Raw genomic sequence first — 22,679 nt, 5'->3', positions numbered from 1 at the left:
GGTTCGGCGCCGGCGCGCGTATGACCTCAGCATAGCGAGGACGCCAGACGGCCGGGGCGCGCACGTCGTCATGTGACAGTCGTGGTAGGGCGGCCCCGCGGAGGCCCTCCTCGGCGGATGCCCTAGACTGGACAGGTTCACAGCGGTGAGATGCGGGGAGCGATGGACATCACGACGACTGCCGGTTCGGCCTCCGTCGACACCTCTCGTGGCACGTCGTTCGGTGCGACCGTCCGCGCGTATGTCGCGCTCACGAAGCCCCGCGTGCTCGAGCTGCTGCTGGTGACGACGGTGCCGGTCATGATCCTCGCGGCCGGCGGTCTTCCGAATCTCTGGCTCGTGCTCGCGACGGTCGTCGGAGGCGCGATGAGCGCCGGGTCCGCCGCCGCGTTCAACATGTACCTCGACCGCGACATCGACGCGCACATGAAGCGCACCGAGAACCGACCCATCGTGACGGGCGAGGTCTCGGCCCGCGGCGCGTTGATCTTCGCGTGGACGCTCGCGGTGGCATCCACGGTGTGGCTCGCCGTGACGACGAACTGGGTCGCGGCATCCCTCAGCGTCTTCGCCATCTTCTTCTACGTCGTGATCTACACGATGATCCTGAAGCGCCGCACGGAGCAGAACATCGTCTGGGGCGGCATCGCGGGTTGTTTCCCGGTCGTGATCGGATGGTCGGCCGTGACCGGCTCGCTCTCGTGGGCGGCGCTCATCCTGTTCGTTCTCGTCTTCCTCTGGACGCCGCCGCACTACTGGCCGCTGTCGATGAAGTACAAGAACGACTACGACGAGGTCGACGTGCCCATGCTGGGCGCAACCCGCAACGGGTCGCAGGTCGGCCTTCAGGTCATCCTCTACGCGTGGGCGACCGTCGCGTGCTCGCTGCTGCTCATCCCGGTGGCGCCGATGGGGCTCGTGTACACCGTCTCGGCGATCGTCTTCGGCGGGTGGTTCCTCTACGAGTCGCACCGTCTGTACAACCGCGCCGTCCGCGGCGAGCAGGCTCGCCCCATGCGCGTGTTCCACGCTTCGATCACCTACCTGACGCTGGTCTTCGTGGCCATCGCGGTCGACCCGCTGCTGCCCTTCTGAGGCCGCGCCCGCGGGGCTGGGTAGCCGGGCTCGTTTGGCAGGTGGTGCCCCATCGGCGCGTGGGTAGGGGCGGGAGCTGACAGGTGAACGTGCTCGGAGTCGAGCCGACAGTGCTGGCGCGTGCAGAACGGCCGCCCTCCTCACCCGGGGAGCCCGAGTGCCGCGGAGGACGGCCGTTCTGAGGGTGTGGCGGCGCGGGTCAGCGCTGCTGCGGGTCGTTGGACGGCGACTCCAGGGTCGAGGTCGTCGCCGGGTCGGGCGCCGTGGTGTCTGCGGCGGGGACCGCGGTCGTCTCGGTCGAGACCGCCGGCTCCGAGGCCGCGCGCTCCGAGACCACGGGCTCCGAGATGACATGCTCCGAGGCGGGCACAGCTGCATGCCGATCCTGCTCTCCGGCGGTGCGGCGCGGCTCCCGCGGGAAGACCGAGCTCAGCGCCGCGGTGGCGAGGGCCAGAGCCAGACCGACGATGCCGGCGCCGAGGAGGATGCCGCCGAACACGCCCCAGATCTGGCCGACGTAGACGTCGACTCCCGTGGCGGTGTTGTCGAGAATGGTCGCTTCCATGTTGCTGAGCTTCTCGACCAGGACGTAGGTGCCACCGCCGATCGCGGCAACCGATCCGGCGATGAGGAACCAGAACGGGATGCTGCGGACGAGGCGGGGGTGAACGATCATGGTGCTCCTTCGTGTCGCGGCCGCTGTCGGCGGCCTCGAACACTCTGAGGGGTCGACCTCTGCGTGCCCCTTCCGAAGCCTATGAGGCGTCTGTGTGCGCGATCTCTCGTTCGGTCGCGGGCGCCACGCTCGACAGCGGAGCCTTCAGCGACATCACGACGGCGACCATCGCCGCCACGAGGGCCACTGCCAGCACCATGTGGATGTTCACCAGCGCGATCGGCAGGCCCGTGCGCGCCTGCCAGAGGCCGACTGCGATCTGCAGCAGCTCGATGCCGAGCAGAAGGCCCGTCCACCGCTGCAGTCCGGTCGTGCGGGGCAGGCGCACGGCGCCGGCGACCAGGACGAGCGTCAGCACGAGCGTGATGTAGGCGGGCCAGCTGTGCACGTGCTGCCAGAAGATCGGGTCGAGTCCGTTGCGGGCGGCCGCGTCGTCACCGGCGTGGGGTCCCGCTCCGGTGAGGAGGATGCCGACGACGACCGTCACGGTCACCGCGAGCGTCGTCACGTGCGTGGTGATGGCGTACGCCCGCGGCACGATCCGCGCGCGTGGGCCGGGCGTCGCATAGACGCGCACGAGGAACGCCGTCGCCAGCGCGACAAGCGCCGCCGAGATGAGGTAGTGGAGCCCCACGATGCTCGGGTGGAGGTGAAGCCAGACCGTGATGCCGCCTACGACGGCCTGAACGATGATCCCGAGGCCGACCAGGAAGCTCAGGACGGGCAGCTCGCGCCGCGTCGCGCGAAGGCGGATGACGGAGAGGAAGGCCAGGAGCGCGACGATGACGAGCACGCCGGTCAGGGTGCGGTTGCCGAACTCGATGAGACCGTGGATGCCCATCTCGGGCGTCGGCGTGAGCGAGCCCTCCGTGCAGTACGGCCACGTCTCGCACCCCATGCCCGATCCGGTGAGCCGCACGAGGCCGCCGGTGCCGACGATGCCGATGTTCGTGATGACGAGAAGCCATCCCATGACGCGCGTCCATCGCGTGATGGCGGCGGGCATGATCGTCGCGACGAGTCCGGGGCGGGTTCGGACCAGTGACATCGGACTCCTCCGGGGGCGCTCGATTCGCGCCTCGTACGTTCCGGGCAGGCCCGCGGATGGGGGCGTTGCCTGTAGAATCGGGTGTGTTCGGGATGGCGGCGCGTGTGCACGTCGTCCCTCATAGTCTAGGCGCGGCATCCGCGTCCATCAGGCCCGCGAATCGGCATCCCCGTCCACGTGACTCCCGTCGGAGTCGGGAATGCCGGGACGGATGACACCGTTGCGGTGCGAAGAGGAGGAAAGTCATGTCGGATGTGCTGATCGACCGACCGGAACTCGAAGGCCTGGGGGTGTACGAGTTCGGCTGGCACGACACGGATGCCGCGGGCGCTGTCGCGCAACGCGGCATCAACGAGGACGTGGTCCGCGGGATCTCGGCCCTCAAGAACGAGCCGGAGTGGATGCTGAAGACGCGTCTGAAGGGCTATCAGCTGTTCGGCCGCAAGCCGATGCCCACGTGGGGCGCCGACCTCAGCGACATCGACTTCGACAACATCAAGTACTTCGTGCGCTCGACCGAGAAGCAGGCGCAGTCGTGGGAGGACCTCCCCGAGGAGATCCGCGAGACGTACGAGAAGCTCGGCATCCCCGAGGCCGAGCGGCAGCGTCTCGTCGCCGGCGTCGCCGCCCAGTACGAGTCCGAGGTCGTTTACCACCAGATCCGCGAGGACCTCGAGGCGCAGGGCGTCATCTTCATGGACACCGACACGGCCCTGCGGGAGCACCCGGAGTTCTTCGAGGAGTACTTCGGCACCGTCATCCCCGCAGGCGACAACAAGTTCGCTGCCCTGAACACCGCCGTGTGGTCGGGCGGCTCGTTCGTCTACGTCCCCAAGGGCGTCCACGTCGAGATCCCGCTGCAGGCCTACTTCCGGATCAACACCGAGAACATGGGGCAGTTCGAGCGGACGCTGATCATCGCCGATGAGGACAGCTACGTCCACTACATCGAGGGATGCACCGCGCCGATCTACAAGAGCGACTCGCTGCATTCGGCGGTCGTGGAGATCATCGTGAAGAAGAACGCCCGCGTTCGCTACACGACGATCCAGAACTGGTCGAACAACGTGTACAACCTCGTCACCAAGCGCGCCGTCGCCCACGAAGGCGCGACGATGGAGTGGGTCGACGGCAACATCGGCTCCAAGGTGACGATGAAGTACCCGTCGATCTACCTCATGGGCGAGCACGCGAAGGGCGAGACCCTGTCGGTCGCCTTCGCCGGTCCCGGTCAGCATCAGGACGCCGGCGCCAAGATGATCCACATGGCGCCCTACACCCAGTCGTCGATCGTCTCGAAGTCGATCGCGCGCGGCGGCGGCCGAGCCGGCTACCGCGGAGAGGTCCGGGTCGACGCGAACGCGCATCACTCGGCCAACACCGTGCGCTGCGACGCCCTGCTCGTCGACACCATCTCGCGGTCCGACACGTACCCCGCCATCGACATCCGCGTCGACGACGTCCAGCTCGGGCATGAGGCCACCGTCTCGAAGGTGTCCGAGGAGCAGCTGTTCTACCTCATGAGCCGCGGTATGCCCGAGGACGAGGCGATGGCCATGATCGTGCGCGGCTTCATCGAGCCGATCGCGCGCGAGCTCCCGATGGAATACGCCCTCGAACTCAACAAGCTCATCGAGATGGGCATGGAAGGCAGCGTCGGCTGATATGACGAGCGTCACCCAGGCCCCCGCCACCGGCGAGAAGGGCCACATCGACCCTGCAGCGGCATTCGTTCCGGTTCAGACGCGGTCCGAGCGGCCGTCGTCGTACGACCCCGCCGATTTCGGCGCCCCGACGGGCCGCGAGGTCAACTGGAAGCACACCCCCGTCGACCGGTTGGCCCCGCTGCTGGTCGACGAGGCCGGCCCGACCGGCGTCGTCTCGGTCGAGGTGAGCGCGCCCGCCGAGGTCGAGCAGGCCCGGCTCCGCGTCGGCGACGCGCCCCGCGGCGAGGTCTTCCGTCCCGAGGACCTGCCGAGTGCCATCGCGTGGTCGCAAGAGGCCGAGGCGCCGCTGCTGCGGATCCCCGCAGGCGTCGAGCTGAATGAGCCGGTCGTGGTCAGCCTCCGCGGCAACGGCGGCCTGGCCCACGCGCACGTCGTGATCGAAGCCATGCCGAACGCGCGGGGCACCGTCATCCTCCGCCACGAGGGGACCGCCGCCCACGCGCAGAACGTCGAGATCATCGCTCGCGACGGCTCGGCCCTCACGGTCGTGTCGCTGCAGCGCTGGGACGACGACGCTGTCCACGCCGCGGCGCACCAGGCCCGCGTCGACCGGGACGCCTCGCTCACCCACGTCGTGGTGAGCCTCGGTGGCGCGGTGGTCCGCGTGAACCCGTCGCTCGAACTCGCCGGTTCCGGGGCCGAGGGGCGGATGTACGGTCTGTCGTTCGCCGACTCCGGCCAGCACCTCGAGAGCCAGGTGTACCTCCACCACAAGGGCCCCCAGACCGTCGGCGACGTCCTGTACAAGGGTGCGCTGCAGGGCGAGAGTGCTCACAGCGTCTGGATCGGCGACGTGCTGATCGGCCCCGACGCCGTGGGCACCGACTCCTACGAGGCGAACCGCAACCTCGTCCTCACCGATGGCGCGCGTGCCGACTCGATCCCGAACCTCGAGATCGAGACCGGCGACATCCAGGGCGCGGGTCACGCGAGCGCGACCGGCCGGTTCGATGACCAGCAGCTGTTCTACCTGCAGGCGCGCGGCATCCCCGAGGCCGAGGCGCGCCGCCTGGTCGTGCTCGGATTCCTCGCCGAGATCGTCCAGAAGATGGGCGTGGACGAGCTTGCGGACGAGCTGCTGCGGGCCATCGAGGCCGAGCTCGCAGCCGGAGCCGGCGCGTGACCGCGCAGAAGGTCCTGAAGCTCAGCGAGCTGGAGCAGGACACGGCGGTGCGCGTCGTCATCGACAAGGTCCCCATGGCCGTCGTCCTCGACGCCAACGGCGAGGTGCACGCGATCGGCGACACCTGCACCCACGGCGACATCTCGCTCGCCGAGGGCTTCGTGGAGGGCGACACGCTGGAGTGCTGGGCGCACGGCTCGGCATTCTCGCTGCGCACCGGCCAGCCCCTGAATCTTCCGGCCTACGAGCCGGTCCCCGTTTACGAGGTCACGATCGACGGGGATGACATCCTCATCGACCCCGCCGTGACCCGCGATGTGAAGTGAAGTAAGGAACCCGACATGTCTGTTCTCGAGATCCGCGACCTGCACGTGACGGTCGAGACCGAGGCGGGGGCCACCCCGATCCTCAACGGTGTCACCCTCACGGTGCGCACGGGCGAGACCCACGCGATCATGGGGCCCAACGGCTCCGGAAAGTCGACGCTCGCCTACGCGATCGCCGGACACCCCAAGTACACCGTGACCGGCGGCTCGATCTCGCTCGACGGCGAGGACGTCCTCGAGATGTCCGTCGACGAGCGCGCCCGCGCGGGCCTCTTCCTCGCGATGCAGTACCCGGTCGAGGTGCCCGGCATCACGGTCACCAACTTCCTCCGCACGGCCAAGACGGCCGTCGCGGGCGAGGCTCCGGCGATCCGCTCGTGGACCAAGGATGTCAAGCAGGCGATGGCCAACCTGCGCATGGACCCGAAGTTCGCGCAGCGCAACGTCAACGAAGGGTTCTCGGGCGGCGAGAAGAAGCGCCACGAGATCCTCCAGCTCGAGCTGCTCAAGCCGAAGATCGCGGTGCTCGATGAGACCGACTCCGGCCTCGACGTCGACGCGCTCAAGATCGTCTCGGAAGGTGTGAACCGTGCGAAGGCCGACACCGACCTGGGCGTGCTGCTGATCACGCACTACACCCGCATCCTGCGCTACATCCAGCCGCAGTTCGTCCACGTCATGGTCAAGGGACGTATCGTCGAGGAGGGCGGCCCCGAGCTCGCCGACCGACTCGAGGAAGAGGGCTACGACCGCTTCCTCGACGCCGACACCCCCGTCGACGCGTAAGATCGTTACATGACCGCAACACTCGCGCCCGAGAAGTACGACGAGGTCACCGAGGCTCTCAAGGACGTCATGGATCCCGAGCTGGGGATCAATGTCGTCGACCTGGGCCTCATCTACGACCTCGCGTGGGACGACGAGAACGACGCTCTCATCATCCACATGACGCTGACCTCGGCGGGCTGCCCGCTGACGGACGTGCTGGAGGAGCAGACGGCTCAGGCTCTCGACAACGTCGTGGACCGTTTCCGCATCAACTGGGTGTGGATGCCGCCGTGGGGCCCCGAGCGCATCACGGACGATGGCCGCGACATGATGCGCGCCCTCGGTTTCGCGATTTGACGACTTCCGCAGACAAGCCCCCGTGGCCGCCGGACGGCGGAGACGGGGGCTTTCGTCATGCGGCGACACCTGCCGGCGGCGCGCCCGGACCCGCGACTAGGCTCGCGGAATGAGCATCCAGCCCCTCGACGCCCTCCCGCTCGAGACGCTGCGGCGACGGTCGAGCACGAAATGGCGATCGTACCCGCACGACGTCATCCCGATGTTCGTCGCGGAGACCGATTTCGCGCTCGCGGAGCCCATCACGCAGGCTCTGCGCGACGCGGTGGAGATCGGCGACACCGGTTATACGCCTCCGCAGCCCGGTATCGCGGAGGCGTTCGTCGGGTTCGCCCAGCGGCGATGGGGATGGACGGTCGACCCGAGCCGGGTCCGCTGGACCGGGGACGTCATGATGGGCGTCGTCGAGCTCTTGCGCGCCACGGTCTCGCCGGGCGATCGCGTCGTCGTCAACCCTCCGGTGTATCCGCCGTTCTTCGACACGGTGGCCGAGGCGGGCGCCATCGTCGAAGAGGTGCCCCTCGTCGACACCGGCACGGCCTGGGAGCTCGACCTCGACGGCATCGAGCGAGCCCTCGCCGGGGGCGCGCGGGCCGTTCTGCTCTGCAATCCGCACAACCCCACGGGAACCGTGCACTCGCTGGAATCGCTCCGTGCGCTCGCGACCCTCGCGCACCGGTACGGCGCCGTCGTGATCAGCGACGAGATCCACGGTCCCCTCGCGGCAGCCGACGTCGTCTTCACCCCGTTCCTCACAGCATCGCCGGAAGCCGCCGCCGTCGGCTTCGCGGTCACGAGCGCGTCGAAGGCCTACAACCTCGCTGGGCTGAAATGCGCCGTGCTCGTGACGGCATCCGAGACGAACGCTGACGTCGTTCGGGGACTGCCCTGGGAGGTGGAGTGGCGCACGGGTCTCTTCGGCGCGCTCGCAGCGATCGCCGCCTTCTCGCCGGAATCCGATGCCTGGCTCGACGGCCTGCTCGCGCGCCTCGATGTCAACCGGCGGCTGTTGGGCGAGCTGCTGACCGAGCACCTTCCGCTGGCGCGCTTTCGCATCCCCGACGCGGGATTCCTCGCGTGGATCGACGTGTCGGCGTACGGCTGGGGCGATGATCCAGCCGACCCGATCCGAGAAGGTTCCCGTGTCGCCCTCCACCACGGCCCGTTCTTCGGTACGGAGGGCATCGGGCACGTGCGCCTGAACTTCGGCTGTGGGCCCGACGTACTGCGAGACGCCGTCAGCCGTGTCGGTGCGTTCGCGCGTCAGACGGTGCTCACCCGCGGCTGAATCGGTGGCGCCGCACGCGCGTCGTCAGTTCTCGGAGCGCCCGAGACGCCAGTAGCCCATGAAGGCGACGGCTCGGCGGTCGACCCCGACGGTGCCGACCAGGTGGCGTCGCAGCGTCTTGATCGCGGATGCCTCTCCCGCGAGCCAGGCGTACAGCGGCGCGCGTTTCAGGGCGGCGCCGCCCTTCGCCGTACGCGGCACCTCCCACAGGATGTCGGCGTCGATGTCGATCTCCTCCACTTCGGCGCCGATGCCCGCGGGGGCGAGGCGCGCAGCGGTGTCTTCCACCGCCGGGATCAGATGCGCGTGACGTTCGCCGTCATCACTGCGCGCGGCGATGCGACGCTCGAACCCGGGGTGGTGGGGGAGGTAGTCGATATCAGCCACCGTGGGGACCTCGAGCACCACGGTGCCGCGAGCGTCGAGCGGCAACTGCTCCAGGATCGTCGCGATCGCAGGCGCTGCTGTCTCGTCGCCGGCGAGCAGGATCGCGTCGGTATCCGCCGGCGGAACGAAATCGATCCCGTAGCTCACTCCGACGTGCGTGGTCGTCGGCGCCAGGATGAGCACTTCGTCGCCGACGCGTGCGTTCGCGATCCATGCCGACGCCGGCCCGAGGACGTCGTGGGCGACCATGTCGATGTCGACTTCTTGCACGGTGGGGCGGACGGCGCGCGTCGTGTACGTCCGCATCACGGGGCGGGCGTCGGGGGAGAGGGCGCGCCACCCCTCGTACCAGTCGGGGCCCGTGGGCATCGTGTCGATCGACGCGGTGTCTGTGGGGAAGAGGATCTTCACCCGCTGGTCGAAGCCCGGATCACCGTACTCGGCCAGGTCTTCGCCGCGGAAGGTGAACCGGCGGAAGCTGGGGGTCAGGTCGGTGATCGCCGCGACGGATACGCGGAAGAAGTCGAGTGCGGGACGAGTCATGGTTTTCCAATCAGCTCTGCAGGCACGTGGTGACGGCCGATCGGCAGCACGAGCGGCCGCCCCGTGAGCGGGTCGGGGATGACGCGACTGTCGAGCCCGAAGACCGCGCGCACGGTCTCGGCCGTCAAGACCTCGGTGGGATCTCCGGCACCGTAGAGGCGTCCACCGGCCATGGCGACGAGGTGGTCGGCGTACCGCGCCGCGAGGTTCAGGTCGTGCAGGACCATCACGATCGTCGTCCCGCGGCTGCGGTTGAGGTCGGTGAGAAGGTCCAGGACGTCGATCTGGTGGCTCACATCGAGGAACGTCGTGGGCTCGTCGAGCAGGAGCACATCGGTCTGCTGCGCCAGGGCCATCGCTATCCAGACGCGCTGACGCTGGCCGCCCGACAGCTCGTCGACGGAGCGATCGGCGATGGCGGCGGTGTCGGTGGCGTCGAGGGCCCGGGCCACTGCCTCGTCGTCCGTGCGCGTCCACCGCGCCAGGGGCCCGTGGTGCGGGGTTCGTCCGCGGCTCACGAGGTCGGAGACCGAGATGCCTTCCGGCGCGATCGGCGACTGCGGCAGCAGACCCAGATCGCGGGCCACCTGTTTCGTGGGCAGCCGGTGGATGTCTTTGCCGTCGAGCAGCACACTGCCGGTGCGGGGGGTGAGCAGGCGTGCCATCGACTTCAGCAGCGTCGACTTGCCGCACGCGTTGGCGCCGACGATCGCGGTGACGCGGCCCCCGGGTACGACGAGGTCGAGCTCGTCGACGATGATGCGGTCGCCGTAGCCGAGGCGCACGCCGCGTGCTTCGAGTGAGCGGTCCGCGGTCATAGTGAGCCTCCTGAGCGGCTGCTGCGGATGAGCAGGAAGATGAGATAGGGGGCGCCCAGCACCCCGGTGACGACTCCGACGGGCAGACGGATTCCGAGCAGGTACTGCGCCGTGAGATCGGCGACGAGGACGAGCAGCGACCCGAAGAGTCCGGCGGCCAAGACGGGGGAGCCGACGGGCCCGAGCATCCGTGCGGCGATCGGGCCGGAGAGGAATGCGACGAACGAGATCGGGCCGGCGGCGGCGGTCGCGAAGGCGAGGAGCGCAACCGCGGCGATGATCAGCAGGACGCGACGGCGTTCGACGGGAACGCCGAGTGCTGCCGCGGTGTCGTCGCCGAGTCGCATGAGTTCGAGATCGCGGGTCAGCCAGAGCAGGGCCGGGACGACCACGATCATCGTGAGGGCCAGGGGGATGGCCTGGTCCCAGGAGGCGCCGTTGAGGTTGCCCGTGATCCACCGCATCGCCGCCTGCAGGTCCCACTCCGCCGCGCGCGAGAGCACGTAGGACACGACGCTGTTGAAGATCGCCGCGACGCCGATTCCGATGAGGATGAAGCGAGCCCCGGCCCCGCCGTCCTTGAAAGCGAGCAGGTAGATCATCAGCGCCGTCACGAGGGCGGCGACGGTGGCGAGCAGGGAGATGCCGGTCTCGCTGAGCGAGAGGAAGACGATGCCGACCACGGCGGCCGCGCTCGCACCCGCGTTGACGCCGATGATGTCGGGGCTGGCGAGCGGATTGCGCAGCATCGTCTGGAACACCGCGCCGCCCATGCCGAAGCACAGGCCGGTGAGGAGAGCGACGGTGGCTCGGGGCAGTCGCAGCTCGCCGACGGTGAACGAAGCGCCGGGGACGGTCTGGCCGGTGATGACGCCCCACACCTCGGCGGGAGTGTAGAAGGTCTGACCGACCATGAGCGAGACCGCGTACATGACCACGACGGCCGTCAGCAGGGAGCCGAGGACGATGCGTCGGCGCCAGGCGCGGCGGGCGCGGCCGGAGACGACGATGTCGACTGTCGTGCGGGGAGCGGCGGCGGTCACAGCGCGCGCATCTTCTGTCGGCGGACGATCGCGATGAAGAAAGGAGCGCCGATGAGCGCGGTCACGATCCCGACCTCGACTTCCTGAGGCCGGGCGATCACACGGCCGACGACGTCGGCGACGATCAGAAGGCCCCCGCCGACGAGAGCTGAGACGGGCAGGAGCCACCGATGGTCCGGACCGACGAGCAGGCGGCAGATGTGGGGCACGATCAGCCCGACGAAGCCGATGGGGCCGGCGACGGCGGTCGCCGCGCCGCACAGGATGACGGCGCCGAGCGCGGCGATCAGACGTACGGTGCGCACACGCTCGCCCAGGCCCGCGGCGAGCTCGTCGCCGAGCGCGAGGGAGTTGAGCGCGGCACTGGCCGCGAGACAGATCACCATGCCGACGGCGAGGAAGGGGAGCACGAGCAGGATCTTCTCGACGGTGGCACCGCCGACGCCGCCGATCTGCCAGAACCGGAAGACACTCATGACGTCGATGCGGGGGAGGAGGATGGCGCTGATCAGGGAGCTGAAGGCGACTGCTGTGGCGGCTCCGGCGAGGGCGAGCTTGAGGGGGCTCGCGCCGCCCCGGCCCAGCGAGCCGATCGTGTAGACGAAGACCGCCGCGATCGCCGCGCCGAGCATCGCGAGCCAGATGTAGCCGAACGCGCCGGTGACGCCGAAGAACGCGAGCCCGATGACGACCGCGAGCGACGCACCGCCGTTGATGCCGAGAATCTGCGGGTCGGCGAGGGGGTTGCGCGTGACTCCCTGCATCACGGCGCCCGATACGGCGAGGGCGGCTCCGACGACGAGAGCGAGCACGGTGCGCGGAACGCGCTTGGCGACCGCGGCCGCGGAGGTGCTCTCGATGCTTCCGCTGAGCCCGGCGACGATGTCGTCGAAACTGACCGCTCGCGTTCCGAAGGTCACCGAGACGATGCCGGCCGCGAGGACGAGCAGAGCGAGAACGATGAGCCAGACGACCCGCCGCCGCCGGGAGCGGCGCCGCGGGGGCGCGCTCACGGCGGCGGGGGCCGTCGTCACGGTCGTGACGCTCACGGCATCCGACGAGGATCGACTGCGGTCACGAGGTCGCCTTCGCGGCCGCCGCGCCGATCATGTCGACGTACGTCGACGTCAGTGGGTCGGTGATCGAGAGGGGGCTGGGGTTGGCCGCCGCGGCGAGCGGGTCGTTCGCCGCGGGCAGCACGACCACGGCTCCCGAGGCGACGGCGGGGATCCGCGACAGCAGCGGATCGGCCTGCATGGCGGCCAGCGTGGAATCGTCGCCGTAGGTCACGAGCACCTGGAGGTCGGAGAACCGCTCGATCTCCTCCGTGCTGTTGGTGATCCAGAACTGGTCGGTGCCCTGGGACTGCTCAGTAACGGTCGCGGCCGGCGTGAGCCCCAGGTCTTCGAGGAAGAGGGGCCGCGGGTCGGCGGTCGAGTAGAAGCCGATCTGGCTGAGGTCGGTCGCGTCGAAGGAGCTGAAGAGCGTCGTCTTGCCGGCGATGTCGGGGTAGGCGCCCGTCAGCTCGTCCAGGTGCGCCGTGAGCTCGTCGACGAGCGCCTCCGCCTCGTCCTTGAGGCCGAGCGCCGTACCGTTCATGACGGTGAGCTCCTGCCAGCTGGTGCCCCACGCGATGTCGGGGTACGCGACGACCGGCGCGATCTTGGTCAGGGTGTCGTAGTCGTCCTGCGTCAGACCCGAGTAGGCCGCGAGGATGACGTCGGGCTGCGTGTCCGCGACGGCTTCGAAGTCGATGCCCTCGGCCTCGTCGAAGAGCACGGGAGTCTCGCCGCCGAGCTCGTCGAGCTTGTCCTCCACCCAGGGGAGGATCCCGTCGCCGTCATCGTCGCCCCAGGTGACGGCGGGCATGCCGACCGGGACGACGCCCAGGGCGAGCGCGGCCTCCTGGTTTCCCCATGAGACGGTCGCAACGCGCGTCGGCTTGCTCTCGATCGTGGTCTGACCGAACGCGTGGTCGATCGTGACGGGGAAGGCGTCGGACGATGCGTCACCGGAGGCGGCGGGTGCCGAGTCGGGAGCGGCGGTCGAACCGCAGCCGGCGAGGAGCAGCGTGGCTGCGATCAGGGCTGCGGCGGCTGTGCGGATGCGGGGCACAGGGGCCTCCAAGAGGAGAGGTGAGTAAGGGCAGGCTTACTTTACGTCCGCCATGCCGATCCCGCCAATCCGCTGCAGTCGCCCTGAAGGTCAGGGGACCCGCGGAGCGGAGCGCTGACACCGAGTAGGATGAGAGGCTGGCCGTTCGGCCGACCTCCCTGTTCCTGACGATTGGACGTTCGCTGTGCTCGCCGTGCACGACCTCGAAATCCGCGTGGGCGCGCGCACGCTGATGGCGGACGTGTCCTTCCGCGTCTCCGACGGCGACAAGATCGGACTCGTCGGGCGCAACGGCGCGGGCAAGACCACTCTCACCAAGGTGCTCGCCGGTGACCTCTTGCCGAGTGACGGCAAGGTCGAACGTTCGGGCGAGCTCGGCTACCTCCCGCAGGACCCCCGATCGGGTGACCCGGAGATGCTCGCACGCACGCGCATCCTCGACGCGCGCGGCCTCGGCACGATCGCGGTGGAGATGCAGAGCGCGTCGCTCGAGATGGGTTCCGAAGACGAAGCCGTGGCGGGAAAAGCCATGCGCCGTTACGGCAACCTCATGGAGCGTTTCGAGGCGCTCGGCGGCTATGCAGCCGAGGCCGAAGCGGCATCCATCGCCCACAACCTGTCGCTGCCGGATCGGATCCTCGACCAGCCGCTGAAGACCCTGTCCGGTGGGCAGCGGCGACGCATCGAACTCGCCCGCATCCTGTTCTCGGACGCGCAGACGATGATCCTCGACGAGCCCACGAACCACCTCGACGCAGACAGCGTGGTCTGGCTGCGCGAGTTCCTCAAGGGATACAAGGGCGGACTGATCGTCATCAGCCACGATGTGGAGCTGGTCGGCGAGACCGTCAACCGCGTCTTCTACCTCGACGCCATGCGCCAGGTCATCGACGTCTACAACATGAACTGGAAGAACTACCTGCGCCAGCGGGTCGCCGACGAGGAGCGCCGCAAGAAGGAGCGTGCGAACGCCGAGAAGAAGGCCACCGCACTGCAGCAGCAGGCGGCCCGGTTCGGTGCGAAGGCGAGCAAGGCCGCCGCGGCGCACCAGATGGTGGCACGCGCTGAGAAGCTGCTCTCCGGTCTCGACGAGGTGCGCCAGGAGGACCGCGTCGCGAAGCTGCGCTTCCCCAAGCCCGCCCCGTGCGGCAAGACGCCGCTGATGGCGTCAGGGCTGTCCAAGTCCTACGGGTCGCTCGAGATCTTCACCGACGTCGATCTCGCGATCGACCGCGGCTCGAAGGTGGTCGTGCTGGGGCTCAACGGTGCCGGCAAGACGACGCTGCTGCGCATCCTCGCGGGCGTCGATCAGCCCGATACCGGAGTGCTGGAGCCGGGGCATGGGCTTCGTATCGGCTACTACGCGCAGGAGCACGAGAACCTCGATGTGGCGCGGTCCGTGCTGCAGAACATGATGTCCGCGGCGCCGGACATCACCGAGACCGAGGCGCGCAAGGTGCTCGGGTCGTTCCTGTTCACCGGAGACGACGTGCTCAAGCCCGCGGGTGTGCTCTCCGGCGGAGAGAAGACACGGCTCTCGCTCGCGACCCTCGTCGTCTCGTCGGCGAACATGCTGTTGCTCGACGAGCCGACGAACAACCTCGACCCCGCCTCACGCGACGAGATCCTCGGTGCGCTCGCGCACTACGAGGGCGCTGTCGTGCTGGTGTCGCATGACGAGGGCGCGGTGGAGGCCCTCAACCCCGAGCGAGTGCTGATCCTGCCCGACGGCGTCGAGGACATCTGGGGACGCGACTACCTCGAGCTCATCACCCTGGCCTGACCTGACCTGACCTGACCTGGCCTGGCCGGGCCTGAGCCGACCGGGCCGCGCGATCAGCTGCGCGACGAGTCGAGGATCGCGTCCTCGTCCTCCATGTCGCGGTCGCGCTTGGTGTCGCGACGGCGACGCAGGCTGGGCGGGACGACCGACGACTCGTGCGGACCGGATGCCGTGACGGCAGGCGCCGGTGATTCCTCGGAGACCGGGGCGGTGAGCGCGGCGGCGGCTGCGGCATCCTCTTCGTCTTCACGCCGGTGACGGCGCTCGGTGCGGATCATGTACCAGATGAAGACGAAGCCCATGATCGCGAACAGGATCCACTGGATCGCATACGACAGGTGCGGTCCCGGATCCTCGGACGGGCTCGGCATGGCTCCGAGGCTGTCGGCGGGGGCGGGGTCCTCGGAGACGAGGAGCCCGTACGCCGACGTCACGACATCGCCGGCGAGGCCCGCTTCTCCGGCGACGAGGTCGACGTTGATCGTCGGGACCTGGCCGTCGGGCGCCGAGCGCCCCGAGGTGGGGGCGGCTTCGGCGGGCTTCAGCCGGGCCACCACCGTCACCGTGCCCGAGGGCGGTGCGGCTATCGCGGCCGGCACGGGGCTGTCGGACGCCGGTGGAACCCAGCCGCGATCGACGACGAAGATGCGACCGTCCGTCGTCTCGAACGGCACGAGGACCTCGAAGGCCGATGTGCCCCCGTGCGGGCGGTTGCGAACGAGCACCTGATCGTCGGCGCGGTACTGGCCGATCAGCTCCACGGGGTGCCACTCGTCCGCCGGGTCGAGCTCCGCGCCTGACGGCAGGATGTCGGACAGCGGCGCGGGGTCGGCGTCGTAGTTCCGCTCGACGAGCTCGAGCTGAGCGCTGCGCTCTTCGTTGCGCGTGAACTGCCAGTTCGACAGGTAGGCGCAGGCGATCGCGAAAGCCACGGCGACGGCGACATAGCCCGTCCAGCGCACAGCGGTCTTGCCTCTCACGACCCACCTGCTTCGCTGTTGTCGACGACGAGACGCTCCACGCTCACGGGGAAGTCGCGTGCGGCGACGAACTCTCTCAGGTATGCGACGTGGTCGTCGCAGGCCACCCAGATCTTCCGCCGGTCGGCGGTATGGATGCGGGGATTGCGCCAGATGACCCGCCACCGTGCCGACGCGCGGCATCCGGCGCGGGAGCACTCGATGTCGTTCACTCCGGCCGCGACTCCCGGATCTCGATCACGGTCGGCTTCGCGGGTTCCTGCGGCTTGCTCGGCGACTCCTCCGGGCGCTCGGGCAGCGCCGCGAGGGGTGAGACGGCCGCGGGTTCGCGCACGTCGTCGCCGACGTTCGCGATGACCACCGCGAAGTAGGGGAGGAAGATCGCACCGACCGCGAGGGCGGCCGTGTGCCAGCCGTAGGGGGCGATGACGACCATGAGGACGAAGCACACCACGCGCACCGCCATCATGATGAAGTACTTCGTCATGCGACGGTTCGAGTCGTCGTGCGGGGCTCGCGGGAGCGAGGTCGCCGACGGTGTGGCGGTCTGATGCTTCACGGTGCATCAAGGATACGCCCGCGGTGAGTGGTGCGGCCGGGCTCAGAAGCTCGACGAGTAACTGGTGTAGCTGTCCTGCCCGATGGCCCAGCCGATGAACGACGCGACGATGATGATGCCGACGATCGCGAGAGCGAGGCCCGCATAGCCGACGATGAGGCCGGCCAACGCCATTCCTCGCCCGTTCTCGTTGGTCCGCTTGATCTGCGACAGCGAGATGTGGCCCATGATCACACCGGCGACCGACCCGATGACCGGGAGCAGCCAGATGAAGCCCACGATCGAGGCGATCATCGACACGATCGCGAGCGTGTTCGTCTTCTGCGGCTGGTAACCGCCGTGGCCGTACGCCGGGGGCGGATACCCCGCCGGCTGGTACGCCTGCTGCTGGGGCGGGGTGGCGTACGGCGGCGCCGGGGGCGGGACCGGCGCGCCGGAGGCGGGCTGTCCGGGCGCGGGGTACGGCTGCTGCGGCTGGGGCTGGTCGCTCACATCTGCTCCTCGTCGACGTCGGGCCGCCAGCTTATCGGTCGTCAGCCTCGCGCACGCTCCCGCTAGGCTTGCGGGGTTCCCGCCGCAGACACAGGAGAGTCGCATGTCCACGTCCCGAGTCGTTCTCGTCACCGGAGGAAACCGCGGCATCGGCCGCGCGATCGCGGAGCGTTTCATCGCCGACGGTCACCGCGTCGCTGTGACGGCACGGTCGGGCGAAGGCCCCGAGGGTGCGCTGACGGTTCGTGCCGACGTGACGGATGCGGCATCCATCGACGCAGCGTTCACCCAGGTGGAGAGTGAACTCGGTCCCGTGGAGGTTGTGGTCGCGAACGCCGGGATCACGAAGGACACGCTTCTGCTGCGTATGACGGAGGACGACTTCGACTCCGTCGTCGCGACGAACCTCGGTGGCGCCTTCCGTGTCGTCAAGCGCGCCTCGAAGGGCATGCTGCGGGCGAAGTGGGGCCGCGTCATCCTCATCTCGAGCGTCGTCGGGCTGTTCGGTTCGGCGGGGCAGATCAACTACTCCTCGTCGAAGGCCGCGCTCGTCGGCTTCGCCCGTTCGCTCACCCGAGAGCTCGGCGCGCGCGGCATCACCGCGAACGTCGTCGCGCCGGGGTTCATCGAGACCGACATGACGGCGGCTCTTCCCGAGGAAACACAGGCCGAGTACAAGCGCAGCATTCCGGCGGGTCGTTACGGCTCGTCTGCCGAGGTGGCCGGGGCTGTGGCCTGGCTCGCCTCGGATGACGCGGCGTACATCTCCGGCGCTGTCATCCCGGTCGACGGCGGCCTCGGAATGGGACACTGACGCGCCGTCGAGCGTCACATGAGCGCGGCGACGATCTCGCGCCCGAGGCGGTCGGGCTGCGAGAACTGCGGCCAGTGACCTGAACCGAGCTCGACGACCGTGACGTCGTCGAGAGCGTCGAACTCCTCGAGGAACGGCGGCCACGCCGTCAGCATCTCGCGGACTCCCGGTTCGTCGGCCGAGCCCGACAGGACAGTCACCGGGATGCCGTGTCGGCGGGCGTCGCGCAGCTCGACGGCGTCGGTCGGCACCGCGGCCGGAACCGGGTGCGTGCGAGCCGCCCACCGGGCACGCGTGCCGTCGTCGAGGTCGGCGACATCCGGTTCGTCGAAGAACTCCCAACCGGGGAACGGCACGACGCCGTCGACGACCGGGAACGCCGAGATCTCGGCGCCGGGCGCGGGCGGAAGAGTGTCGACGAGGACGACCCGCGCGATGCGATCGGGGCGCCGGTCAGCGGCCGCCCACGCGACGTTCCCGCCACCGCTGTGCCCCACGAGAGCGAGCTGGCCGGGGAGGTCGTCGATACGGGCGACCACCGCGTCGACCCAGTCGCGGAGCGTCGTCGAGGGCGCTCCGGCGGTGTCACCGACACCGGGCATCGTGAGGGCGTGCGGGTGGTGTCCGGCATCGTGGAGGGCGGGGACGACATCGTCCCAGGACGAGGCGTCGAGCCAGAGGCCCGGGATGACGATCACGTGCATGACCCGACCGTAGCGCTCGGCCCGGACACGCGACAGCCTCGTCTCAGGGGAGGAGCGGGATGACCTCTCGCAGGTCGACCGGGCCGACCACGACGTCCGCCTGGCGGCGCACCGCGGGCTTGGCGTTGAACGCGACGCCGAGGCCGGCAGCCGCCATCATCCGCAGGTCGTTCGCCCCGTCGCCGATGGCGATCGTCCGGGTGAGAGGGACCTCGTGACCATCCGCCCATTCGCGCAGGGACGCCGCTTTGGCCTCCGCGTCGACGATGGTGCCCGCGACCGTGCCGTCCAGCGTCGCGCCGTCGGTGCCGAGCCGATTGGCGCGCCACAGGTCGACCGCCAGCCCGGGAGCGATGTGATCGAGCACCTCGTGGAAGCCCCCGGAGACGACAGCGGCAGCGCCGCCGCGCTCGTGGATGGCGGCGATGAGCTCAGCCGCGCCCGGCGTCGGCTCGACGCGCGACCGCACCCGCTCGAAGGCCGTGAGCGGCACTCCCGCGAGCTGTGCGACGCGTGAGCGCAGGCTCGACGCGAAGTCGACCTCCCCGCGCATCGCCGCCTCCGTCGCGGCGGCGACCTCCGCGCCGCGTCCTGCTTCGTCGGCGATGAGCTCGATGACCTCGTTGCGCAGGAGGGTCGAGTCGGCATCGAAGACGACGAGGAAACGCGCGTGGGGCATGACCACCACGCTAGCGGGAACGCGCGTCAGCGCTCGACGCGCGCGTTCTTGCCGACGACGGTGATGCCGGTGTCGGTCACCGTGAAACCGCGGGCGAGATCGCGCTCACGGTCGACGCCCACCGTGGCACCGTCTTCGAGCACGACGTTCTTGTCGAGGATCGCCCGGTGCACACGCGCCCCCGCGCCGACGCTGACGTAGTCGAACAGCACCGAGTCGGTTATGGTCGCGCCGCCCCCGGAGAGTGTCCACGGGCCGACGACGCTGCGCTCGAGATGGGTCCCCGACAGCACGGAGCCGAGCGAGACGATCGAGTCGATCGCATTGCCCATGCGTCCCACGCTGTCGCGGACGAACTTCGCCGGCGGCGAGTTGACGGCTTGGGAGTGGATCTGCCAGTCGGTGTTGTACAGGTTGAAGATCGGCAGCGTCGAGATGAGGTCCATGTGGGCGTCGAAGAACGACTCGATGGTGCCGACGTCGCGCCAGTAGTTGCGATCCCGCGGGGTCGAGCCGGGCACGTCGTTCCGCTTGAAGTCGTAGACGGCCGCCTCGCCTCGGTTCACGAAGTAGGGGATGATGTCGCCGCCCATGTCGTGGTTCGACGTCGGCAGCTCGCCGTCGGCCTCGACCGCCTCGATGAGGGCGTCGGTGTCGAAGATGTAGTTGCCCATCGAGGCCAGCACCTCGTGCGGCGAGTCGGGCAGCCCGGCGGGGCTCTGCGGCTTCTCGAGAAACTCCCGGATGCGGGTCTCGTCAGCGGGGTCGACGTCGATGACCCCGAACTGGTTGGCGAGCCCGATGGGCTGGCGGATGCCGGCGACTGTCGCGCGGGCGCCGGAGGCGATGTGCGCGTCGAGCATCTGACGGAAGTCCATGCGGTACACGTGGTCGGCGCCGATCACGACGACGATGTCGGGCTTCTCATCGTTGATGAGGTTCAGGGACTGGAGGATCGCGTCGGCCGAGCCGGAGAACCACCGCTTTCCCAGACGCTGCTGTGCGGGAACGGAAGCCACATAGGAGTCCAGCAGGGCCGACATGCGCCACGTCTGCGACACGTGGCGGTCGAGGCTGTGCGACTTGTACTGGGTCAGCACGACGACCTGGCGCAGGCCCGAGTTGATCAGGTTGGAGATCGCGAAATCGATCAGGCGGTACTGGCCGCCGAACGGGACGGCGGGCTTGGCGCGGTCTGCCGTCAACGGCATCAGGCGCTTTCCTTCGCCGCCGGCGAGAACGATTCCGAAGACCTTGGGCGCTGCTGGCATGGCACCACACTAGGCCCGCCGAACGCTCCTGTACTAGCGTTCGAGACATGCGTGTAGACATCGTCTCGAAGGAGTATCCTCCCGCGATCTATGGGGGAGCGGGGGTGCACGTCACCGAGCTCGTCCGCGCCCTGCGCGCGTCGATGGAGGTGCAGGTGCGCGCCTTCGGGGCCGACCGGGAGGAGCCCGACACCACGTCCTATGCCACCCCGGTCGGACTCCTCGGCGCGAACGGCGCGCTGCAGACGCTCGGCACCGACCTCGAGATCGTGGGGGATGTCGCCGGCGCGGACGTCGTGCACAGCCACACCTGGTACGCCAACTTCGCGGGTCACCTCGCCTCGCTCCTGCACGGCATCCCGCACGTCGTCACAGCGCACTCGCTCGAGCCGCTGCGTCCCTGGAAGGCCGAGCAGCTCGGCGGCGGCTACGCCGTGTCGAGCTACATCGAGAAGACGGCCTACGAGAACGCGGCCGCGATCATCGCCGTGAGCGACGGCATGCGCCGCGACATCCTGCGCAGCTATCCGGATCTCGATCCCGAGAAGGTCTCGGTGATCTACAACGGCATCGACGTCGAGTCGTGGCGTCCCGTCGACGATCCCGCGGTCCTCGAGCGCCACGGCATCGATCCCGCACGCCCCTCGGTGGTCTTCGTCGGCCGCATCACGCGGCAGAAGGGGCTGCCCTACTTCCTGCGCGCGGCTCGTCTCCTGCCCGCCGACGTCCAGGTCGTCCTCTGCGCGGGCGCGCCCGACACGGCCGAGATCATGGCCGAGGTGCAGGGGCTCGTGCGCGAGCTGCAGGCCGAGCGCTCGGGTGTCGTCTGGATCGAGGAGTTCCTTCAGCGCGACGAGCTCTGTGCGATCCTCACCGCCGCGACGACGTTCGTCTGCCCGTCGGTCTACGAGCCGCTCGGCATCGTCAACCTCGAGGCGATGGCGTGCGGCGCCGCCGTCGTCGGTACTGCGACCGGCGGCATCCCGGAGGTCGTCGTCGACGGCGTGACCGGGCGCCTCGTTCCCATCGAGCAGTCGGACGACGGCACCGGGACGCCGCTCGATCCCGACAGGTTCGTCGCCGATCTGGCGGCCACCTTGACCGAGGTCGTCTCGGATCCCGAGACGGCGCGAAGCTACGGCGCCGCGGGCCGCGAGCGTGCCGCAGACTCGTTCAGCTGGGCCGCGATCGCGGACGAGACCGCCGCGTTGTACGCGAGAGTGGCGGGGCTCGGCCGCTAGGCTGAACCCATGCCGCAGGTCCTGGAGTTCTCCGACGTCGTCGTCCGCCGAAACGCCCGGAACATCATCGACCGGGTCGACTGGTCGGTTTCCGATGATCAGCGCTGGGTGGTGCTCGGCCCCAACGGCGCGGGCAAGACGACAGTGCTCCAGCTGGCGGCGAGCCTGCTCCACCCCACCTCGGGGACCGTCGAGATCCTGGGCGAGCGCCTGGGGCGCACCGACGTGTTCGAGCTCCGCCCGCGCATCGGGTTCGCCTCGTCGGCGATGGCCCGCCGCATCCCGGCTGAGGAGACCGTACTCGACGTGGTCCTCACCGCCGCCTACGCGGTGACCGGGCGCTGGCGCGAGGACTACGAGGACATCGATGAGCGGCGCGCCATGCGGGTGCTCGCAGAATGGAAGCTCGACGGTCTGGCCGAGCGCACCTTCGGCACCCTCTCGGACGGTGAGCAGAAGCGCGTCCAGATCGCCCGCGCCGTCATGACCGACCCCGAGCTCCTGCTTCTGGACGAGCCGACGGCGAGCCTCGACCTCGGCGCTCGCGAGGAGCTGCTCGCTCTCCTGGGCGGTTATGCCCAGGCCCCGACCACGCCCGCGATGATCATGGTGACTCACCACGTCGAGGAGATCCCGGTCGGGTTCACGCACGTGCTCCTCCTTCGCGAGGGTGGAGTGGTCGCTGCCGGTCCGCTGGCCGAGACGCTCACCGCGGAGAACCTCACCGAGACGTTCGGGCTCTCCATCACGCTCACCGAGGAGGGCGGTCGCTACGCGGCTCGGGCGGCATCCTGAACCTGGTAAGATCGCTCTTTGGTGCAGACGCATCGCAGACTTCCCTC

The 22,679-nt window shown here is 69.2% G+C and carries 25 protein-coding genes; 11 read left to right on the top strand and 14 right to left on the bottom strand.

All coding sequences use genetic code 11. From position 1 onward, the window contains the following. The first annotated feature begins 162 nt into the window (after positions 1–162). On the top strand, positions 163–1,095 hold the full coding sequence (locus ACLBWJ_RS03445) for a heme o synthase (protein ID WP_112615075.1): 933 nt from the start codon (positions 163–165) through the stop codon (positions 1,093–1,095). A 199-nt stretch (positions 1,096–1,294) separates the two neighbouring features. Here the strand turns inward: ACLBWJ_RS03445 and ACLBWJ_RS03440 are convergent, their stop codons facing one another. Both ACLBWJ_RS03440 and ACLBWJ_RS03435 read right to left on the bottom strand, forming a co-directional pair. Beyond that, entirely contained in the window at positions 1,295–1,771 is a 477-nt protein-coding gene (locus ACLBWJ_RS03440; RefSeq protein ID WP_447659730.1) for a dinucleotide-utilizing enzyme, read from the bottom strand. Positions 1,772–1,850: 79 nt separating this feature from the next. Then, positions 1,851–2,819, bottom strand: a complete 969-nt coding sequence (locus tag ACLBWJ_RS03435) for a COX15/CtaA family protein (protein WP_274177659.1) — start codon at positions 2,817–2,819, stop codon at positions 1,851–1,853. Between the two features lie 245 nt (positions 2,820–3,064). Between ACLBWJ_RS03435 and sufB the strand changes: the two genes are divergently transcribed. The 6 genes from sufB (at position 3,065) to ACLBWJ_RS03405 (ending at position 8,408) form a co-directional block, all read left to right on the top strand. Next, positions 3,065–4,483 (top strand): Fe-S cluster assembly protein SufB, encoded by a 1,419-nt coding sequence (gene sufB / locus ACLBWJ_RS03430; RefSeq protein ID WP_023951442.1) that lies wholly within the window; start codon positions 3,065–3,067, stop codon positions 4,481–4,483. A 1-nt stretch (position 4,484) separates the two neighbouring features. Beyond that, entirely contained in the window at positions 4,485–5,669 is a 1,185-nt protein-coding gene (sufD, locus tag ACLBWJ_RS03425; protein WP_274177660.1) for a Fe-S cluster assembly protein SufD, read from the top strand. Beyond that, positions 5,666–5,995 (top strand): non-heme iron oxygenase ferredoxin subunit, encoded by a 330-nt coding sequence (locus ACLBWJ_RS03420; RefSeq protein WP_112614048.1) that lies wholly within the window; start codon positions 5,666–5,668, stop codon positions 5,993–5,995. Before sufD ends, ACLBWJ_RS03420 begins: the two co-directional genes overlap by 4 nt. 15 nt (positions 5,996–6,010) lie before the next feature. Continuing rightward, positions 6,011–6,781, top strand: coding sequence for a Fe-S cluster assembly ATPase SufC (sufC, locus tag ACLBWJ_RS03415; protein ID WP_112614050.1), 771 nt, complete (start codon positions 6,011–6,013; stop codon positions 6,779–6,781). Positions 6,782–6,790: 9 nt separating this feature from the next. Then, positions 6,791–7,120 carry a metal-sulfur cluster assembly factor gene (locus tag ACLBWJ_RS03410; protein ID WP_023951434.1) on the top strand — a complete coding sequence of 110 codons (330 nt, stop codon included), beginning with the start codon at positions 6,791–6,793 and terminating at the stop codon, positions 7,118–7,120. A gap of 109 nt (positions 7,121–7,229) precedes the next feature. Next, a complete protein-coding gene (locus ACLBWJ_RS03405) occupies positions 7,230–8,408 on the top strand; it encodes a MalY/PatB family protein (protein WP_274177661.1) in 1,179 nt (392 codons plus the stop codon). A gap of 24 nt (positions 8,409–8,432) precedes the next feature. Here the strand turns inward: ACLBWJ_RS03405 and ACLBWJ_RS03400 are convergent, their stop codons facing one another. The 5 genes from ACLBWJ_RS03400 to ACLBWJ_RS03380 are packed head-to-tail and all read right to left on the bottom strand — an operon-like array spanning position 8,433 to position 13,314. After that, positions 8,433–9,338, bottom strand: a complete 906-nt coding sequence (locus tag ACLBWJ_RS03400; RefSeq protein WP_274177662.1) for a siderophore-interacting protein — start codon at positions 9,336–9,338, stop codon at positions 8,433–8,435. Next, positions 9,335–10,156, bottom strand: a complete 822-nt coding sequence (locus tag ACLBWJ_RS03395) for an ABC transporter ATP-binding protein (RefSeq protein WP_274177663.1) — start codon at positions 10,154–10,156, stop codon at positions 9,335–9,337. The genes ACLBWJ_RS03400 and ACLBWJ_RS03395 overlap by 4 nt, the downstream gene beginning before the upstream one ends. Continuing rightward, on the bottom strand, positions 10,153–11,199 hold the full coding sequence (locus ACLBWJ_RS03390) for a FecCD family ABC transporter permease (RefSeq protein WP_269266565.1): 1,047 nt from the start codon (positions 11,197–11,199) through the stop codon (positions 10,153–10,155). The genes ACLBWJ_RS03395 and ACLBWJ_RS03390 overlap by 4 nt, the downstream gene beginning before the upstream one ends. After that, positions 11,196–12,248, bottom strand: a complete 1,053-nt coding sequence (locus ACLBWJ_RS03385; protein ID WP_274177664.1) for a FecCD family ABC transporter permease — start codon at positions 12,246–12,248, stop codon at positions 11,196–11,198. The genes ACLBWJ_RS03390 and ACLBWJ_RS03385 overlap by 4 nt, the downstream gene beginning before the upstream one ends. 25 nt (positions 12,249–12,273) lie before the next feature. After that, positions 12,274–13,314, bottom strand: a complete 1,041-nt coding sequence (locus tag ACLBWJ_RS03380; protein ID WP_114587872.1) for an iron-siderophore ABC transporter substrate-binding protein — start codon at positions 13,312–13,314, stop codon at positions 12,274–12,276. 184 nt (positions 13,315–13,498) lie between these two features. On the opposite strand from ACLBWJ_RS03380, the gene abc-f reads away from it, so the two are divergent. Next, the gene (gene abc-f, locus ACLBWJ_RS03375; protein WP_112614064.1) at positions 13,499–15,097 is read left to right on the top strand and encodes a ribosomal protection-like ABC-F family protein; all 1,599 of its coding nucleotides are present in this window, start codon (positions 13,499–13,501) and stop codon (positions 15,095–15,097) included. Between the two features lie 53 nt (positions 15,098–15,150). Here abc-f and ACLBWJ_RS03370 read toward each other — a convergent pair whose 3' ends face one another. The 4 genes from ACLBWJ_RS03370 to ACLBWJ_RS03355 are packed head-to-tail and all read right to left on the bottom strand — an operon-like array spanning position 15,151 to position 17,128. Next, a complete protein-coding gene (locus ACLBWJ_RS03370; RefSeq protein ID WP_323987528.1) occupies positions 15,151–16,077 on the bottom strand; it encodes an SURF1 family cytochrome oxidase biogenesis protein in 927 nt (308 codons plus the stop codon). Continuing rightward, on the bottom strand, positions 16,074–16,289 hold the full coding sequence (locus tag ACLBWJ_RS03365) for a hypothetical protein (protein ID WP_112614068.1): 216 nt from the start codon (positions 16,287–16,289) through the stop codon (positions 16,074–16,076). The genes ACLBWJ_RS03370 and ACLBWJ_RS03365 overlap by 4 nt, the downstream gene beginning before the upstream one ends. Further along, positions 16,286–16,636: a DUF3099 domain-containing protein gene (locus tag ACLBWJ_RS03360; protein ID WP_114587870.1), complete on the bottom strand. Its 351-nt coding sequence runs from the start codon at positions 16,634–16,636 to the stop codon at positions 16,286–16,288. The genes ACLBWJ_RS03365 and ACLBWJ_RS03360 overlap by 4 nt, the downstream gene beginning before the upstream one ends. A gap of 42 nt (positions 16,637–16,678) precedes the next feature. Continuing rightward, positions 16,679–17,128, bottom strand: a complete 450-nt coding sequence (locus ACLBWJ_RS03355) for a DUF4190 domain-containing protein (RefSeq protein WP_447659729.1) — start codon at positions 17,126–17,128, stop codon at positions 16,679–16,681. 103 nt (positions 17,129–17,231) lie between these two features. On the opposite strand from ACLBWJ_RS03355, the gene ACLBWJ_RS03350 reads away from it, so the two are divergent. After that, complete coding sequence (locus ACLBWJ_RS03350; protein WP_064956815.1) at positions 17,232–17,942, top strand: beta-ketoacyl-ACP reductase; 711 nt, start codon at positions 17,232–17,234, stop codon at positions 17,940–17,942. A gap of 14 nt (positions 17,943–17,956) precedes the next feature. Here ACLBWJ_RS03350 and ACLBWJ_RS03345 read toward each other — a convergent pair whose 3' ends face one another. From ACLBWJ_RS03345 to glgC, 3 genes are read right to left on the bottom strand one after another with little or no spacing between them, the layout of a single operon-like run. Beyond that, positions 17,957–18,646, bottom strand: coding sequence for an alpha/beta fold hydrolase (locus ACLBWJ_RS03345; RefSeq protein WP_274177666.1), 690 nt, complete (start codon positions 18,644–18,646; stop codon positions 17,957–17,959). Between the two features lie 43 nt (positions 18,647–18,689). Continuing rightward, the gene (gene serB / locus ACLBWJ_RS03340) at positions 18,690–19,325 is read right to left on the bottom strand and encodes a phosphoserine phosphatase SerB (protein WP_274177667.1); all 636 of its coding nucleotides are present in this window, start codon (positions 19,323–19,325) and stop codon (positions 18,690–18,692) included. Positions 19,326–19,351: 26 nt separating this feature from the next. Beyond that, the gene (gene glgC, locus ACLBWJ_RS03335) at positions 19,352–20,596 is read right to left on the bottom strand and encodes a glucose-1-phosphate adenylyltransferase (RefSeq protein ID WP_112614076.1); all 1,245 of its coding nucleotides are present in this window, start codon (positions 20,594–20,596) and stop codon (positions 19,352–19,354) included. 47 nt (positions 20,597–20,643) lie between these two features. On the opposite strand from glgC, the gene glgA reads away from it, so the two are divergent. Then, positions 20,644–21,837, top strand: a complete 1,194-nt coding sequence (gene glgA, locus ACLBWJ_RS03330) for a glycogen synthase (protein ID WP_274177668.1) — start codon at positions 20,644–20,646, stop codon at positions 21,835–21,837. A 9-nt stretch (positions 21,838–21,846) separates the two neighbouring features. Next, positions 21,847–22,632 (top strand): ABC transporter ATP-binding protein, encoded by a 786-nt coding sequence (locus ACLBWJ_RS03325; protein ID WP_112614080.1) that lies wholly within the window; start codon positions 21,847–21,849, stop codon positions 22,630–22,632. Positions 22,633–22,679: the final 47 nt, after the last annotated feature.

The sequence above is a fragment of the Microbacterium sp. M4A5_1d genome (assembly GCF_053345465.1).
The sequence above is the reverse complement of the archived record's forward strand: the minus strand, read 5'-3'. Positions and strand labels throughout refer to the sequence as shown.

Coding starts and splice junctions, on each gene's coding strand:
- ACLBWJ_RS03445 (WP_112615075.1), top strand. CDS start 163: ATGGACATCACGACGACTGCCGGTTCGGCCTCCGTCGACACCTCTCGT.
- ACLBWJ_RS03440 (WP_447659730.1), bottom strand. CDS start 1,771: ATGATCGTTCACCCCCGCCTCGTCCGCAGCATCCCGTTCTGGTTCCTC.
- ACLBWJ_RS03435 (WP_274177659.1), bottom strand. CDS start 2,819: ATGTCACTGGTCCGAACCCGCCCCGGACTCGTCGCGACGATCATGCCC.
- sufB (WP_023951442.1), top strand. CDS start 3,065: ATGTCGGATGTGCTGATCGACCGACCGGAACTCGAAGGCCTGGGGGTG.
- sufD (WP_274177660.1), top strand. CDS start 4,485: ATGACGAGCGTCACCCAGGCCCCCGCCACCGGCGAGAAGGGCCACATC.
- sufC (WP_112614050.1), top strand. CDS start 6,011: ATGTCTGTTCTCGAGATCCGCGACCTGCACGTGACGGTCGAGACCGAG.
- ACLBWJ_RS03410 (WP_023951434.1), top strand. CDS start 6,791: ATGACCGCAACACTCGCGCCCGAGAAGTACGACGAGGTCACCGAGGCT.
- ACLBWJ_RS03405 (WP_274177661.1), top strand. CDS start 7,230: ATGAGCATCCAGCCCCTCGACGCCCTCCCGCTCGAGACGCTGCGGCGA.
- ACLBWJ_RS03400 (WP_274177662.1), bottom strand. CDS start 9,338: ATGACTCGTCCCGCACTCGACTTCTTCCGCGTATCCGTCGCGGCGATC.
- ACLBWJ_RS03395 (WP_274177663.1), bottom strand. CDS start 10,156: ATGACCGCGGACCGCTCACTCGAAGCACGCGGCGTGCGCCTCGGCTAC.
- ACLBWJ_RS03350 (WP_064956815.1), top strand. CDS start 17,232: ATGTCCACGTCCCGAGTCGTTCTCGTCACCGGAGGAAACCGCGGCATC.
- ACLBWJ_RS03345 (WP_274177666.1), bottom strand. CDS start 18,646: ATGCACGTGATCGTCATCCCGGGCCTCTGGCTCGACGCCTCGTCCTGG.
- serB (WP_274177667.1), bottom strand. CDS start 19,325: ATGCCCCACGCGCGTTTCCTCGTCGTCTTCGATGCCGACTCGACCCTC.
- glgC (WP_112614076.1), bottom strand. CDS start 20,596: ATGCCAGCAGCGCCCAAGGTCTTCGGAATCGTTCTCGCCGGCGGCGAA.
- glgA (WP_274177668.1), top strand. CDS start 20,644: ATGCGTGTAGACATCGTCTCGAAGGAGTATCCTCCCGCGATCTATGGG.
- ACLBWJ_RS03325 (WP_112614080.1), top strand. CDS start 21,847: ATGCCGCAGGTCCTGGAGTTCTCCGACGTCGTCGTCCGCCGAAACGCC.